This is a genomic window from Pseudomonas sp. NIBRBAC000502773, from assembly GCF_006517195.1.
In the GTDB taxonomy this organism is placed as follows: domain Bacteria; phylum Pseudomonadota; class Gammaproteobacteria; order Pseudomonadales; family Pseudomonadaceae; genus Aquipseudomonas; species Aquipseudomonas marginalis.
Genome location: NZ_CP041189.1, coordinates 3779092 through 3793852, shown reverse-complemented (window position 1 = coordinate 3793852; position 14761 = coordinate 3779092). Strand labels below are relative to the sequence as shown.

The window sequence follows — 14761 nt, the reverse complement described above, 5'->3', positions numbered from 1 at the left end:
GCGGCCTGGGTAAGGCCGCCGGATCTTCAGCGAGTTGCTGCCAGTTCTTGTTGAACGCTGGCGACAGTGCGAGGCCAAGGTTTACCAGCCTGAACCTTCGCTGGCAAGGCTTTGATGGCGGAATCAGCTGCGGCACGGCTTGGGAAGCTGCCGTAGGTGATCACGTAGAGAGGCTTGCCGTTGAGCACTTTCTTGAAATAACGGTATTCGCCGCCCTGCTCTTTCACGAACGCCTGGGCGTTGGCTTCGGAGCTGGTGCCGAGGATCTGCACGACAAAGTTGCCGGTGGGCTGGCTGCTGTACCAGCTGCTGCCGGCCTTGGCGACGGTGGCTGCCGGCTTTTCGGCCGATTTGGCGGCTGGCGCCGGAGCCGGAGCCGGCTTCGCCACTGGCGCCGCAGGCTTGGCAGTGGCAACGGTCGGTGCCGGGGTCGGCTTGGCGGCTGGCGCAACAGGGGTCGCTGGCGTACCTGCGGGGACGCCGGCAGGTGGCGCAGTAGTGGTCACGGTCGGCGGTGTGGCGCTGGAGCCTTCCACCGGCACGCCGTCGTCGCCTTCAGAGATACCACCGGCTTCTTCGGCGAGCGGGCCACGCATCACCGGCTGACCCACCATCGGCAGGTTGGTCGGCTGACCGGAATTGGCGAACTCGACATTCGGCGTGGGCTTGCCCAGTGGCAACTGCGCCTGTTCGGTTGGCGCACCTGCGGTAGTCGGTGCCTTGCTGCGACCCGGAATCAACCAGGCGGCGGCAACAGCAACCACGACAACGGCGGAAATTGCCAATACGTGCTTCTTAGGCATAGTGAACCCCATCTTTGGACGCTTGACCGCAGAGCGGCTGGCAATCATGGCTTCGATCATGGCATCGCGGGCGACCTGGTTGATGGTGCCAGGCCAGCCGTCAGAGCTTTCGTGAATATCAGAGATCTGCGCAGCAGAGAAAAGTTCGATGCCCTGCCCTGCGCCTTCGAGGCGCTGAGCCAGGTATTCCCGGGTTTCTTCCTCTTCGTACGGCTGCAGTTCGATAACGTGGAACAGCTCCTGATCACCGCTGATCTGCTCCAGATCGGCGATCAACGACGATTCACCGAACAGGAACACATGGGGGCGACCTTCCGGCGTGCCCGCCGCCAGCGCCAACAGCGCTTCCAGGGCGGATTCGTCGAGCTGCTCGGCGTCATCCACCAGCAGGTAGACTTCCTGGCCGGTCAGACCCAGTTGCACCACCTGCTTGAGGATCGCATTCGGCTCGGCAGTGGCGACATCCAGCGCCTGGGCTACCTGACGCAGCACGCCCGCCGCATCACCGGCGCCACGGGCAGACACCACCACGCTCTGTACGGACTGTTTGTTGGTACTGGCCACCAGGGCCTGGCGCAGCAAGGTCTTGCCGCTGCCCAACGGGCCCGTGACGACCAGCAGCAGCTGGCTGTAGCGCGCGAGATGGTGCAGTTGCCCCAGCACCGGCTTGCGCTGGGCCGGGAAAAATTTGAAACCAGGCACCCGTGGAGCAAAAGGGTCGTGGCTTAACTGGTAGTGGCCGAGGAACGCCTCGTCGGCATGCAAACTAGTCATCGGGATCTTATTAACCTTTCAGCTGAGCCAGGGCGCGGTAATCCGCTCCCAGCGTGGCCTGTAAAATCTCTTTCGGATAATCGTCGGTCACTACCGCTTCGCCCATATGGCGCAACAGCACCAGTCGCAGGCGACCGTCGATCACTTTCTTGTCTATTGCCATATGTTCGAGGAAGTCCGCCTCGGTCATCTCTTCCGGTGGGATAACCGGCAAACCGGCACGCTGGAACAGGCGGATACCGCGATCACGCTCCTGGGCGCTGATCCAGCCCAGACGTTGCGACATCTCCAATGCCATCACTGTGCCAGCCGCTACGGCCTCTCCATGCAACCACACACCATAGCCCATGTGGGTTTCGATCGCATGGCCGAAGGTGTGGCCCAGGTTCAAGGTGGCCCGCACACCGGACTCCCGCTCGTCGGCATTCACCACCAGCGCCTTGGCGGCGCAGGAGCGGGAAATCGCCTCGGTGAGCGCCACCTGGTCGAGTGCGCGCAGGGCGTCCACATGTTCTTCCAACCAGGCCAGGAAGGGTTCGTCGCAGATCAACCCGTACTTGATGACCTCCGCCAGGCCCGCCGACAGCTCCCGCGGTAGCAAGGTGTTGAGGGTCGCGGTGTCGATCAGCACGGCCTGGGGCTGGTAGAACGCGCCGACCATGTTTTTGCCCAGGGGGTGGTTGATGCCGGTCTTGCCGCCCACCGACGAATCGACCTGGGACAACAGGGTGGTCGGCACCTGGATAAAGTCCACGCCGCGCTGGTAGCAGGCCGCCGCAAAGCCGGCCATGTCGCCGATCACACCGCCGCCCAGGGCAATCACGGTGGTTCGGCGGTCATGGCGTGCGGTCAGCAGGCCATCAAAGATCAGTTGCAGGGTTTCCCAGTTCTTGTGGGCTTCGCCATCGGGCAGAATCACGGAGATCACTGAGTACGCCGCCAGGCTGCGGCTCAGACGCTCAAGATACAGCGGCGCGACCGTCTCGTTGGAGATGATTGCCACTTGCCGCCCGGCGATGTGCGGGGCCAGCAATTCGGGCTGGTCCAGCAGACCTTCGCCAATATGGATCGGGTAGCTGCGCTCGCCTAGATCGACCTTAAGTGTCTGCATGTGTCCCCGCGTTGAAGATGTATTGACGACCGGCAACGTCAAGATCTGACGTTGCCTGATGGCTCTACGCCACACCCCGCAGGGTGATAGCGCGCCGCCGAGAATAGCGCATTTCGGGCCTGGCTTTAACGGGGTGGCAGCCGTTGCAGGCGCTCGAGAATATCGAGAACCACCATCCGAGGCGGCCGCTCATCGGTTTCCACCACCAGATCGGCGATTTCCCGATACAGCGGATCGCGCAGCGCGAGCAGGTCGCGCAAGGTTTTTTCCGGGTTTGCCGTGCGCAGCAAAGGACGATTGCGATCACGGGCGGTACGCCCCACCTGCTGCTCGACCGACGCATGCAGATAGACCACCCGACCACCGGCATGCAGCGCCCGCCGATTTTCATCGCGCATCACCGCGCCGCCGCCGGTGGCCAATACCACGCCGTCGCAGCTGCACAGCTCGGCAATCATCGCCTGCTCGCGGTCGCGAAAGCCCAGCTCACCTTCCTTATCGAAGATCCATGGGATATTGGCACCCGTGCGCAATTCAATTTCCTTGTCGGAATCTTTGAATGGCAGGCGCAGCTCTTTGGCCAGCAATCGGCCGATGGTGCTTTTTCCAGCCCCCATCGGTCCTACAAGAATCAAATTTCGCACAGAATCAACGACTCACAGCAATCGCCTGGTTATTCATAATACGCGGAGTCAGGAATACCAGCAGCTCGGATTTTTTCTCCGCCAGCACATCGCGCCGGAAAAGGCGGCCAAGATACGGCACATCGCCCAAAAATGGCACTTTATCTACCACTTTGCTTTGGGTATTGGAGAAAACCCCGCCGATGACGATGGTCTCGCCGTCCTTGACCAGCACCTTGGCATTCACCTCGTTTTTCTTGATCGGCGGTACGTCGTTGAGTTTGTTGAGATAGTCGGGCTCGTCCTTGGTGACCTTGACCACCATGATCACATGGTCATCGGGGGTGATCTGCGGCGTGACCTCCAACGACAGGGACGCCTCCTTGAACGACACCGAGGTAGCACCTTGAGAAGTGGATTCCTGATAGGGAATTTCGGTGCCCTTTAGAATGCGCGCGGTTTCCTTGTCGGAAGTGACCACCTTGGGCTGCGAGACGATTTCGCCATTGCCGGTTTTCTCCATGGCGGTCAGTTCCAGGTCCAGCAGGAGGTTATCGGCGATGAAGGCGATGCCCAGGCCTGATGTACCCGTGAGTGAACCCAAGTCGACAAATGGCGAGCTGGGCACGTTTTCCGGCGCCTGGGCACCGTCCGGCAAAGGCTTCTGGATCCCCCCGGCAGCCCAATTCCCGCGATTGAGCCGCCCACCCCAGCGTGCGCCCAGGCTTTTGTCGTAGTCGACATTGGCCTCTACAATCCGCGCTTCGATCATCACCTGGCGCACCGGCACATCCAGTTGCGCCACGATCCGCCGCAACTCTTCCAGGCGCTCGCCGGTCTGGTAGGCAATGATGTTATTGGTGCGGTCATCCACTGCCACTGAGCCACGTTCATCGGTCGTGCCTTCAAAGCCGCTCACCGACTGAAACAGCTTGGCCAGGTCTGCCGCCTTGGCGTGGTTGACTTGCAGTAGCTCACGGCGCAGCGGCGCCAGGTCGGCCATCTGCTTGCGTGATTCCAGCGCCAGCAGTTCGCGCGCAGCCAGCTCCTCGGCCGGCGCCACCAGCAGGACGCCAGCCTTTATCCGCTTATCCAAGCCTTTGGTTTGCAGCACCAGGTCCAGCGCCTGATCCCAGGGCACGTCTTTGAGCCGCAGGGTGATAGAGCCCTGTACGTCATCGCCGACCACCAGATTGAGGCCCGCCACGTCGGCGATTTGCTGCAAGGCAGCGCGCAGCCCGATGTCCTGGAAGTTGAGGTTCAATTTGTCCCCGCCATAGGCGCCCGAAACCGCGCTGCCGGGAGGCGGTAGCTGGATCAGGTCCACACGATTGGGCACAGCAGCAGCCATCGGTGCCGTGAACGCTATCCATAGCGCCACACCGAAGGACGAGAAAGTCCTTTTCATTGTTTGATTCCGTTATGAGTTGACGTTTAGCACGAGGGTTCGCGGGCGCTCCAGCCATGCCCCCTGTTCATCGGGAAATAACTCGATCAGTTCGATATGGCCGTCATGAATCGCTGTGACTCGACCATGATCCGGCCCCAGATAGTCACCGACTGCCAGGCGATGCACGGTTGAAGCCTGGCGCAGCAAGGCGAAGGTCTGCGCCCCACGGGACAACGTGCCAACCATCTCGAACTGATCCACTGGGTGGCCTTCCAAGGCTTCACGCCGGCGAGCGAGGTCCGGGGCAGCGGCCGTCCGCCCTGGCGCGCGGTCGACTTGCAGGGCAATGGGCTGGAACGGGTCACGAATACCAGAAGCGCCGTATACAAAGGGTTGCCCTTGCATGACAGCCGCGTCCCGCTTGATGCCTTGTCGCTCATGCCAGTACGTCTTGGCCAGCAGATCAAGGTGCAGCAGCTTGCCATCCCGTCGCATGGCAATATCGTGCGCCGTGGCGATTCGCGAAAGGCCGCCCAGGGCACTCACAAACGTCGCCAGGTCGTGATAGGTACCGGTGGCGCCGATGCGAACGGGCTGTTCGTGATAGAACGACCTAGACAGCTTATCCAGCGGAGTGACGCTCTCAATCACCAAACCGTTGGCCAGCGCCATCCTGGCGATGTCTTCAAGAAAGCCGGGCATTTCGGACTCTTCGGGCATTTGCTGCAAAAGCTCGCTGACCTTCTCCTGCATAAGCTGGACCTGGCGAGCCCGCTCTTCAAGGTCCGCAGCCAGGACGGCTTTTTCCGCAAGTTGCTGCTGCAAGCTCACTTCCTGCACCTGGACCTCGTGCAAGCGCTCCCGCGACGGGCTGAGGCACACAAAGTCGCCCACCAACAGCACCAAGCCGGCCAGCGCACAGCCCAGCAAGATCCTGCCAGGTAAGGGCCATTTGGCAGCATTGTGAGTCAGCGCGGAAAATTCGAGCCTGGGCCGGCTCATGGCTGGGCCTCGGAAGATTCTCCCTGGCGCACCATCAACTGGAATTCAGTGTTGCCGCGAGCGCCTTCGGTTCGTACATGCTGCAGGCGAGTGGCGTGGGCGCCTTCGGATGCCTCCAGGCGACGCATCAGTTGGGCGATATCCTGGCTGGACTCAGCACTACCGCTGATACTCACCGTATCGCCTTTCGCCACGACCTCATGCAAATGCACACCGTCGGGCACCGCACGGGCCAACTGATCCAGCAGCTGTGCACCGGCGGAGCGATTATCGTGCAGGTCCTGCACGACTTTCATGCGCTCCGCCAGTTGCTGGCTTTGCACCTGGAGGTCATCAATGGTCTGGATACGCGAGTCCAGGACGCCGACGTCCTTGCGCACATGATCGTTTCGCGTCACCTGCCGGTCGATCGCCTGGTCGATCACCTGGTCCGCCAGCCACACCGTCGCGAGCGCGACACAGGCAAACGCCACCAGCAGTATCAGGAAATATTTACGCCTGCGCTCCGCCAGCGCCTGGCGCCAAGGCAAAAGATTGATTCGTGTCATCCAGCGAAACTCCTCAGGGCCAACCCGCAAGCGACTCCCATCCCAGGGGCATCCACGATCCACTGGGCACCATCGACTCGATGGCCCGGTGTAAAGCTGGCGAAATCCTGACGGCAAGCGCGCGCCAATGCAAACCCTTCGACATCCACCACCCTGGGCACCAGCCCCGCCAGGGCCAACACGGCTTCACGGACCTCCACGTGCTCCTTGAGACACGCCGCCAGCAACACCTCGACCCGCGCGGGATCCTGCGTCGACGGCCCCTGGACCTGAAAGTCCAGCGCCACCTCGTCCAGCGGGTAGGGAATGTATTGCTCTGCCTCCACCTGGATCCTCCGGGCCATTTCGTCGTCGCCAAGCCCAGCCTGCATTTCAATGACCCGTGTAATGACCGAAGGACCGGAAACGGCGACCGCCGCCTGCCTGGCCGACGTGCCCAGCCGGGACAGCGCCGTGTACAGCGCATGGCCTATGCCTTCCAGGTCCAGCCAGACGCCGTCGACCACCGCCTGGGCCGGCAGCGCCTGTATGGCGTAGCCCTGCACGGTGTAACGGTTGGCCGAACAGCTCAGTTCTACCAGCTTGATCCCTGCTTCATTGATGTCGACGCCAAGAACGGTGTCGACTTTGCGCCTGAAAAATCCCTTTCCCATAAAACTCCCCAAAGCTTTCCCTGTCTTAACGCCTGATTGCCGCCGGAAGCCCTGCATTCGGTCGACTTGTTGAGCCGGCGCGAATGACGCCCCAAGGCGAAAAATGCTTTAATGCCCAGCGTTTTTCCCCGCTTTTTATCCGCAGCTCGGGTCGATCCATCGTTTGCCATGCATGCCCCGACGCGTAACCCATTCTTTTCTCTGGAAATCCAAAAGCCTTGATCCGTCTGCTGAAGTTTTTCGGGTACTCCATTGTCGCGATCGTCTGCGGGCTGCTGCTCGTACTCAGCGGGGCCTACCTCTACCTTAGTCCGGGTTTACCCTCCGTAGAGGCCCTCAGAAGTATCCAGTTGCAGATTCCTTTGCGGGTCTACAGCAGCGATGAAAAGCTGATCGCGGAGTTCGGCGAAATGCGCCGCACACCGATCCGTTTTGCCGACATTCCACCTAATTTCATCAGCGCATTGCTGTCGGCCGAAGACGATAATTTTGCCAACCACTATGGCGTCGACCCCAGCAGCCTGGTGCGTGCGGCCACGCAACTGGTAAAAAGCGGACACATTCAATCCGGCGGCAGCACCATCACCATGCAGGTGGCGAAAAACTTCTTCCTCACCAGCGAGCGCAGTTTTTCCCGCAAAGCCACTGAAATCCTGCTGGCATTGCAGATCGAACGTCAGCTGACCAAGGACGAGATCCTCGAGCTGTACGTCAACAAGATCTACCTGGGCAACCGTGCCTACGGAATCGAGGCGGCCTCGCAGGTCTACTACGGCAAGTCGATTCGTGACGCCAGCCTGGCGCAGATGGCGATGATTGCTGGCCTGCCCAAGGCCCCTTCGCGCTTCAACCCCCTGGCCAACCCGGCGCGCAGCAAAGAGCGCCGCGACTGGATCCTGGGGCGCATGTACAAGCTGGGCAAGATCGACCAGGCCGCCTATGAAAGTGCGGTGGCGGAGCCGTTGAACGCCAGCTACCACGTGCCGACGCCGGAAGTGAATGCCCCGTATATCGCAGAAATGGCGCGTGCCGAGATGGTCGGCCGTTACGGAAGCGAGGCCTACACCGAAGGCTTCCGCGTGACCACGACGGTTCCGAGCGACTTGCAGGAGATCGCCAATGACTCCGTGCATTCCGGCCTGATCACCTACGACCAGCGCCACGGCTACCGAGGCCCTGAGTCGCGCCTGCCAGGCAAGACCCTGAGCGCTTGGACGGCCGAGCTGGGCAAACAGCGCGCGATCAGCGGCCTGGAACCGGCCATCGTCACCCAGGTGAAGAAAGATGGTGTGCAGGTACTGACCCGCACCGGCGAAGCCCACGTGGCCTGGGACAGCATGAAATGGGCGCGCCCGTTCCTGAACACCAACAGCATGGGCCCGATGCCGAAGCAACCGTCGGATGTCGCGCAAGTGGGCGACCTGATCCGCGTGCAACGCCAGAAGGACGACAGCCTGAAATTCAGCCAGGTGCCGCTGGCCCAGGGCGCACTGGTATCGCTGGACCCGCAGAACGGTGCAATCCGCGCCCTGGTGGGTGGCTTCGCGTTCGAACAGAGCAACTACAACCGGGCCACCCAGGCCAAGCGCCAGCCAGGCTCGAGCTTCAAGCCGTTCATCTACAGCGCCGCCCTGGATAACGGCTACACCGCCGCCAGCCTGGTCAATGATGCACCCATCGTGTTCGTCGACGAGTACCTGGACAAAGTCTGGCGCCCCAAGAACGACACCAACACTTTCCTTGGCCCTATCCGTATCCGTGAGGCGCTGTACAAGTCACGCAACCTGGTGTCGATCCGCCTGCTGCAGGCGATGGGTGTCGGCAAGACCATCGACTACATCACGCGCTTTGGCTTCAACAAGTCGGACCTGCCGCCGAACCTGTCCCTGGCCTTGGGTACCGCGACCCTCACGCCGATGGAAATCGCCACCGGCTGGAGCACCTTTGCCAACGGCGGCTACAAGATCGCGCCGTACCTGATCGACAAGATCGAAAGCCGCAACGGCGACACCCTGTTCACCGCCAACCCGCCACGCGTGCCGGGTGATGTGGTCAACGGCATCGCTGCGACGGATGGCTTGGCGGCGCCAGGCAATGGCGGTATCACCATCGAGCCGACCCCAGGAACCGCGCCAGCCACCAATCCCGCTGCAACCGAACCGCAGGCACCCGCCGTGGCCGAGCGCATTGTGGATGGCCGTACCACCTATATCCTCAACAGCATCCTGGAAGACGTAATCAAGAAAGGCACCGGCCGTCGCGCCCTGGCCTTGGGGCGCGCGGACATCGCGGGCAAGACCGGTACCACCAACGAATCCAAGGATGCCTGGTTCTCGGGCTATAACGCCGACTACGTGACCACCGTGTGGACCGGCTATGACCAGCCGGAAAGCCTTGGCCGCCGCGAGTTCGGCGGTACAGTAGCGCTACCGATCTGGATGAGCTACATGGGCGCGGCCTTGAAGGACAAGCCGCTGCACACCCAACCGGAGCCGGAAGGCATCCTCAGCCTGCGGATCGATCCGGTCAGTGGCCGTGCGGCCTCGCCGAGCACGCCGAATGCGTACTTCGAACTGTTCAAGAGCGAAGATACGCCGCCGTCGGTCAATGAACTGGGCAACGGCGTCGTACCGGGCAGCCCGTTGCCGGCGGATGAGGCGGCGCCGATCGATCTGTTCTAACCTGGACCTTAAGCCCCCTCCCACATTTGATCTCCACAGGACACAAGTTAATCGCCACACCCACAAAAAGCCCCGACTCGCGAGAGCCGGGGCTTTTTGTTGGTGCGCTACAACGGCTTAGCCGTTGAACACATCATCCACGCTTTGCAGCGGGTAGTTTTTTGGATACGGCAGGGTGGCCACACCGGTCTCGATCGCGGCCTTGGCCACGGCATCGGAGATCAGGGTGATCAGGCGCTTATCCATTGGTTTCGGGATGATGTACTCACGACCGAATTCCAGCTTGGCGCCACCGTAGGCGTCGCACACGTCCTGAGGCACGGGCAGCTTGGCCAGTTCACGCAGGGCGTTGGCGGCAGCTACTTTCATCTCTTCGTTGATGCGCTTGGCGCGAACGTCCAGGGCCCCACGGAAGATGAACGGGAAGCCCAGCACGTTGTTGACCTGGTTCGGGTAGTCCGAACGACCGGTGGCCATGATCACGTCGTCACGGGTGGCGTGGGCCAGTTCCGGGGCGATTTCAGGATCAGGGTTGGAGCAGGCGAACACGATCGGGTTGGCCGCCATGGACTTCAGGCCTTCAGCGCTCAGCAGGTTCGGGCCGGACAGGCCGACGAACACGTCAGCACCGTTCAGGGCGTCAGCCAGGGTACGCTTGGAGGACGGGTGGGCAAACATCGCCTTGTACTGGTTCAGGTCGGTACGCTCGGACTGGATCACGCCCTTGCTGTCGACCATATAGATGTTTTCTAGCTTGGCGCCCATGCTGACGATCAGCTTCATGCAGGAGATGGCCGCAGCGCCGGCGCCCAGGCAGACGATCTTGGCGTCAGCCAGGGTCTTGCCGGCGATTTCCAGGGCGTTGATCATGCCGGCCGCGGTGACGATCGCGGTGCCGTGCTGGTCATCGTGGAATACCGGAATGTCGCACTGCTCGATCAGGGCCTTTTCGATCTCGAAGCACTCAGGTGCCTTGATGTCTTCCAGGTTGATGCCACCGAAGGTGATGGAAATGCGCTTGACCGTGTCGATGAAAGCCTGCGGGCTCTCGGAGTCGACTTCGATATCGAAAACGTCGATGCCGGCGAAGCGCTTGAACAGCACGCCCTTACCTTCCATGACTGGCTTGGAGGCCAGTGGGCCGAGGTTACCCAGGCCGAGAATCGCGGTGCCATCGGAAATCACTGCAACCAGGTTGCCTTTGCCGGTGTACTTGTACGCCAGTTCGGGGTCGCGGGCGATTTCACGTACGGGCTCGGCCACGCCAGGGCTGTAGGCCAGCGACAGGTCGCGGGCGGTGGCGGTGGCTTTGGTGAGCTCTACACTCAGCTTTCCTGGACGAGGATGGGCATGATATTCGAGAGCGGCAGTTTTCAAATCAGACATATCGGCATTCCGCTTTTACTGTTGGTCGACGGACCGCCGAGGATACTCGTGTCGTAAAGTCCCTACAAGACTGGGCAGTCACAGGTGTCAAGGGCCCTGCACTAAGACTTTCGGCCAAGAGCCACGGGATACAAGGGCTCAACTGTTCACAATCGACTCAAAAAATGTCTACAATTTTTTCTCAAGGCGTCGATTTGAGCATGCCCGGATCGGTCAACGGCAGAAGCCAGCGCGCCTGACCTTTTTTCAGCCCGCCGCGTCGCGAGCGATCCTGTACCCAGCCCCGCGCCTCAACAGTGCGGCCTTGCAGACCATTGAGCCCGGCAGCATCGAATTGACTGACCAGAGCAGGCGAGACGCGTAATACCAGTGATCCCCGCATTTCAATCCAGATACCGCCACGATTGCGCTTTACCTGGCTGACCCGGCCGCTGACCACGGCAAAACCTGAGCGCTTGAGTTGCACCACAGACCGCACCGGCGATTGGCGCCACAGGCCCAGGCGCGCTTTACGGGCGCTGTTTTCAGCCGCCTGCTGACAGGCGACGAGATCGACATTCGGGGCCACGCCGACCTGGAACCCCAGGCCCTCGGCCAACAGTTGCGCCTCCAGGTTCTCGCCGTTGGCACCATAGAGGTGGGCCAGGGTGCGACCGTAATGATCCTTGCGATCACGCCCCGGCACCAGGCCGACACGACCACCGCTGGCAGCCACCAGCGCCTGCAGGCGCTGACGAGCCGCGACTGCAAATGGCTCGTCGGCGCGCCCTTTCTTGCCGGTTTCCGGGGCATTGATACCGATCATCCGCACACTGCGGCCATCCTTGAGGCGCACCGTGTCGCCATCCACTACCCGCTGCACTTCCACGCGGGCCAGGGCCGTCGGCGCGGGGCAGAATACCTCGGCCTGCACGGCCGCCACCCAAATCGCAGGCACAAAAAAGGCGCCCGCAAGGGACGCCTTTTTCAACAGCTGGCAAAAGCCCATAAGGCTTTTGAGCCTTACTCTGCTGGAGTAGCAGCAGGCTTCTTGCCGAAAGCACCAAAGCGATCTGCGAAGCGCTGTACACGGCCGCCGGTGTCCAGAGTTTTCTGCTTACCGGTGTAGAACGGGTGGCACTCGTTGCATACGTCAGTACCCAGTGGCTTGCACAGGTTCGAGCGAGTTTCGAACTTGTTGCCGCAGCTGCAGGTTACTTCGATGGTTTCGTACGCTGGATGGATATCGGCTTTCATGGTGACTTCCTCGGGCTAGCGTGCCGCCACTCGACACTATTGTCGAATACCGCACGTAATTAGGCCGCGGATTCTACCAGACCTTTTTAAACGCGCAAGCGGCGACACCCATCGCGTGTCAACATAAAAGCACCTTTCATCAGAAAACTGGCGGCTACCCCAAGCCTCCCCCGGTCTGCTAGGCTCCCGCCCCTGCGCCACCGCCTGCCTTTATAGATGAGACCTCTCGCGTGCCCGACGCCATTTTGCGCCTAGCCCTGCCCTCGCCCCTGCGCCGCCTGTTCGACTACCGGGCCCCGGCCGGTGTGCTGCGCGCGCAGTTGCAGCCGGGCATGCGCGTGCGCGTGCCGTTTGGCCGTCGGGAGATGATCGGCATCCTGGTGGAAGTCGCCGACCACAGTGAAGTGCCGGCCGAGAAGCTCAAGCCGGCCATCGCCCTGCTCGATGCCACCCCGCCGTTGCCGCCCGCGCTGTTCAAGCTGTGCCTGTGGACCGCCCAGTATTACCAGCACAGCCTCGGTGACACGCTGAGCTGGGCACTGCCGGTGCTGTTGCGCCAGGGTGAACTGGCCGAAACACGCCAGGAGCGCTTCTGGTCGACGGTGCCCGGCGCACACCTCGACGACCCGCGCATCGCCCGCGCCCCGCGCCAGCGTGAAGCCCTGGCAACCCTGGCCCAGCATCCCCATGGCGTCGCCCATCAGCTATTGAGCAAGCTGATGCTGAGCAAGGACAGCCTCGACCTCTTGCTGGCCAAGGGCTTGGTGCAGGTGGAAATCCGCAGGCACGCCCCCGACCCGCGCCACGAACACTGGCTGGCCCAGCCCGAACTGCCGCTGAACCCTGAACAACGTGCCGCCTATGAAGCGATTCGCGCGGGTTTCGACAGCTTCCATGCGTTCCTGCTGGCGGGCGTCACCGGCAGTGGCAAGACCGAAGTCTATTTGCAGTTGATCCGCGAAACCCTGCAGGCCGGCAAACAGGCACTGGTGCTGATCCCCGAGATCAACCTGGGCCCGCAGACCCTGGCGCGCTTCGAACAGCGCTTCAATGCGCGCATCGCCCTGGTGCACTCGGCGGTCAATGACCGTGAGCGCCTGGAGTCATGGCTGGCGGCGCGGGACGGCGAAGCCGACATTATTATCGGCACCCGCTCGGCGCTGTTCACGCCGATGAAAAATCCCGGGCTGATCATCATCGACGAGGAGCACGACGGCTCCTATAAACAGCAGGAAGGCCTGCGCTACCACGCCCGCGACCTGGCGCTGGTGCGCGCGCGCCAGGAAGACATCCCGATTGTGCTGGGCTCGGCCACACCGTCCCTGGAAAGCCTGCACAATGCCTACACCGGCCGTTACGGGCTGCTGCGCCTGAACGAGCGCGCCGGCGGCGCCAAACAACCCCGTTTCCTGCGCCTGGACGTGAAAAGCCGGCCGCTGGACAGCGGCATTTCCGGGCCGATGCAACAAGCTATCGGCCAGACCCTGGCGGCCGGCCAGCAGGTCTTGGTGTTTCTCAACCGCCGGGGCTTTGCGCCGACGCTGCTGTGCCATGACTGCGGCTGGATGTCCGAGTGCGAGCGTTGCGATGCGCGCATGACCGTGCACCAGCGCCATGGCGAACTGCGTTGCCACCATTGCGGCCATGTGGAGCGTGTACCGCGCCATTGCCCACAATGCGGCAAGGTCGACCTGCGTCCGGTGGGCGCTGGCACCGAGCGCGCCGAGGAGCGCCTGGGCATTCTGTTCCCGGACTACCCGGTTTTGCGGGTCGACCGCGACAGCACCTCGCGCAAGGACGCCATGAACCAGCTGTTCACCACCATCCAGAAGGGCCAGCCGTGCATCCTCGTGGGTACGCAAATGCTCGCCAAAGGGCACCACTTCCCCCGGGTGACCCTGGTGTCGATCCTGGATGCCGACGGCGGCCTGTTCTCCGGCGACTTCCGCGCCAGCGAGCGCATGGCACAGTTGATCGTGCAGGTCGCCGGGCGTGCCGGGCGCGCGGAGGAGCCGGGCAAGGTGATTATCCAGACCCACCTGGCCGACCATCCGTTGCTGATTCAACTGACCGAACAAGGCTACTTTGCCTTCGCCGAACAGGCGCTGAGCGAACGCCGCTCCGCCGGCCTGCCGCCCTTTGCGCACCTTGCGCTGTTGCGCGCCGAAGCCCATAAACCGGGGCAGGCCGAGGGTTTTCTGGATGAAGCCTGCAGCGCCGCCGAACGCTTGCTCGGCGAGCTGGGGCTGAGCGGCATCGAATTGCTCGGCCCGGTACCCGCGCCCATGGAGCGTCGTGCCGGGCGTTATCGTGCCCAGCTACTCTTGCAGGCCACGTCCCGCGCACCGTTGCATCGGCTATTAAGTAGCTGGTTACTTGCGCTGGAGCAAATGCCCAGTGGCCGCCAGGTGCGATGGTCGTTGGATGTAGACCCGGTAGATTTGTATTAAGCCTGGCCACAGGTCCTGCGAAGGTTGGCAAGCCCGCCCTCGCCACGGATAATGTCCAGTTTTTCCACCTGCGCATCGCGCGCCGCCGCTTGCGGTCGAAAGAG

At 62.1% G+C, this 14761-nt stretch carries 11 protein-coding genes and 1 pseudogene; 2 read left to right on the top strand and 10 right to left on the bottom strand.

Annotated features, from left to right (window positions below; all coding sequences use genetic code 11):
- Nucleotides 1–26: 26 nt before the first annotated feature.
- The 7 genes and pseudogenes from NIBR502773_RS17465 to pilM form a co-directional block, all read right to left on the bottom strand.
- Nucleotides 27–1577, bottom strand: coding sequence for an SPOR domain-containing protein (locus NIBR502773_RS17465; RefSeq protein ID WP_141156542.1), 1551 nt, complete (start codon nt 1575–1577; stop codon nt 27–29).
- A gap of 10 nt (nt 1578–1587) precedes the next feature.
- Entirely contained in the window at nt 1588–2688 is a 1101-nt protein-coding gene (gene aroB / locus NIBR502773_RS17460) for a 3-dehydroquinate synthase (protein WP_141156541.1), read from the bottom strand.
- 125 nt (nt 2689–2813) lie between these two features.
- Complete coding sequence (aroK, locus tag NIBR502773_RS17455) at nt 2814–3332, bottom strand: shikimate kinase AroK (protein WP_115486468.1); 519 nt, start codon at nt 3330–3332, stop codon at nt 2814–2816.
- Between the two features lie 4 nt (nt 3333–3336).
- Nucleotides 3337–4593 (bottom strand): annotated as a pseudogene (locus NIBR502773_RS17450) (type IV pilus secretin PilQ); the annotation flags it as partial.
- 138 nt (nt 4594–4731) lie between these two features.
- On the bottom strand, nt 4732–5703 hold the full coding sequence (locus NIBR502773_RS17445) for a pilus assembly protein PilP (RefSeq protein ID WP_141156540.1): 972 nt from the start codon (nt 5701–5703) through the stop codon (nt 4732–4734).
- Entirely contained in the window at nt 5700–6251 is a 552-nt protein-coding gene (locus NIBR502773_RS17440) for a PilN domain-containing protein (protein ID WP_092489395.1), read from the bottom strand. The genes NIBR502773_RS17445 and NIBR502773_RS17440 overlap by 4 nt, the downstream gene beginning before the upstream one ends.
- A complete protein-coding gene (pilM, locus tag NIBR502773_RS17435; RefSeq protein WP_141156539.1) occupies nt 6248–6904 on the bottom strand; it encodes a type IV pilus biogenesis protein PilM in 657 nt (218 codons plus the stop codon). The genes NIBR502773_RS17440 and pilM overlap by 4 nt, the downstream gene beginning before the upstream one ends.
- A 221-nt stretch (nt 6905–7125) precedes the next feature.
- Between pilM and NIBR502773_RS17430 the strand changes: the two genes are divergently transcribed.
- Nucleotides 7126–9585, top strand: coding sequence for a penicillin-binding protein 1A (locus NIBR502773_RS17430; RefSeq protein ID WP_371263358.1), 2460 nt, complete (start codon nt 7126–7128; stop codon nt 9583–9585).
- Nucleotides 9586–9702: 117 nt separating this feature from the next.
- Here NIBR502773_RS17430 and NIBR502773_RS17425 read toward each other — a convergent pair whose 3' ends face one another.
- The 3 genes from NIBR502773_RS17425 to rpmE form a co-directional block, all read right to left on the bottom strand.
- Nucleotides 9703–10971: a malic enzyme-like NAD(P)-binding protein gene (locus NIBR502773_RS17425; protein WP_027605010.1), complete on the bottom strand. Its 1269-nt coding sequence runs from the start codon at nt 10969–10971 to the stop codon at nt 9703–9705.
- Nucleotides 10972–11152: 181 nt separating this feature from the next.
- On the bottom strand, nt 11153–11959 hold the full coding sequence (locus tag NIBR502773_RS17420; RefSeq protein ID WP_141156538.1) for a thermonuclease family protein: 807 nt from the start codon (nt 11957–11959) through the stop codon (nt 11153–11155).
- 14 nt (nt 11960–11973) lie between these two features.
- Nucleotides 11974–12207 (bottom strand): 50S ribosomal protein L31, encoded by a 234-nt coding sequence (gene rpmE / locus NIBR502773_RS17415; protein ID WP_005784030.1) that lies wholly within the window; start codon nt 12205–12207, stop codon nt 11974–11976.
- A gap of 230 nt (nt 12208–12437) precedes the next feature.
- On the opposite strand from rpmE, the gene NIBR502773_RS17410 reads away from it, so the two are divergent.
- A complete protein-coding gene (locus NIBR502773_RS17410) occupies nt 12438–14657 on the top strand; it encodes a primosomal protein N' (RefSeq protein WP_141156537.1) in 2220 nt (739 codons plus the stop codon).
- Nucleotides 14658–14761 lie beyond the last annotated feature (104 nt).

What these genes read in the sequence shown, in the direction of transcription:
- NIBR502773_RS17465 (WP_141156542.1), bottom strand. Translation starts at nt 1,577, where the DNA reads ATGACTAGTTTGCATGCCGACGAGGCGTTCCTCGGCCACTACCAGTTA.
- aroB (WP_141156541.1), bottom strand. Translation starts at nt 2,688, where the DNA reads ATGCAGACACTTAAGGTCGATCTAGGCGAGCGCAGCTACCCGATCCAT.
- NIBR502773_RS17445 (WP_141156540.1), bottom strand. Translation starts at nt 5,703, where the DNA reads ATGAGCCGGCCCAGGCTCGAATTTTCCGCGCTGACTCACAATGCTGCC.
- NIBR502773_RS17440 (WP_092489395.1), bottom strand. Translation starts at nt 6,251, where the DNA reads ATGACACGAATCAATCTTTTGCCTTGGCGCCAGGCGCTGGCGGAGCGC.
- pilM (WP_141156539.1), bottom strand. Translation starts at nt 6,904, where the DNA reads ATGGGAAAGGGATTTTTCAGGCGCAAAGTCGACACCGTTCTTGGCGTC.
- NIBR502773_RS17425 (WP_027605010.1), bottom strand. Translation starts at nt 10,971, where the DNA reads ATGTCTGATTTGAAAACTGCCGCTCTCGAATATCATGCCCATCCTCGT.
- NIBR502773_RS17420 (WP_141156538.1), bottom strand. Translation starts at nt 11,959, where the DNA reads ATGGGCTTTTGCCAGCTGTTGAAAAAGGCGTCCCTTGCGGGCGCCTTT.
- rpmE (WP_005784030.1), bottom strand. Translation starts at nt 12,207, where the DNA reads ATGAAAGCCGATATCCATCCAGCGTACGAAACCATCGAAGTAACCTGC.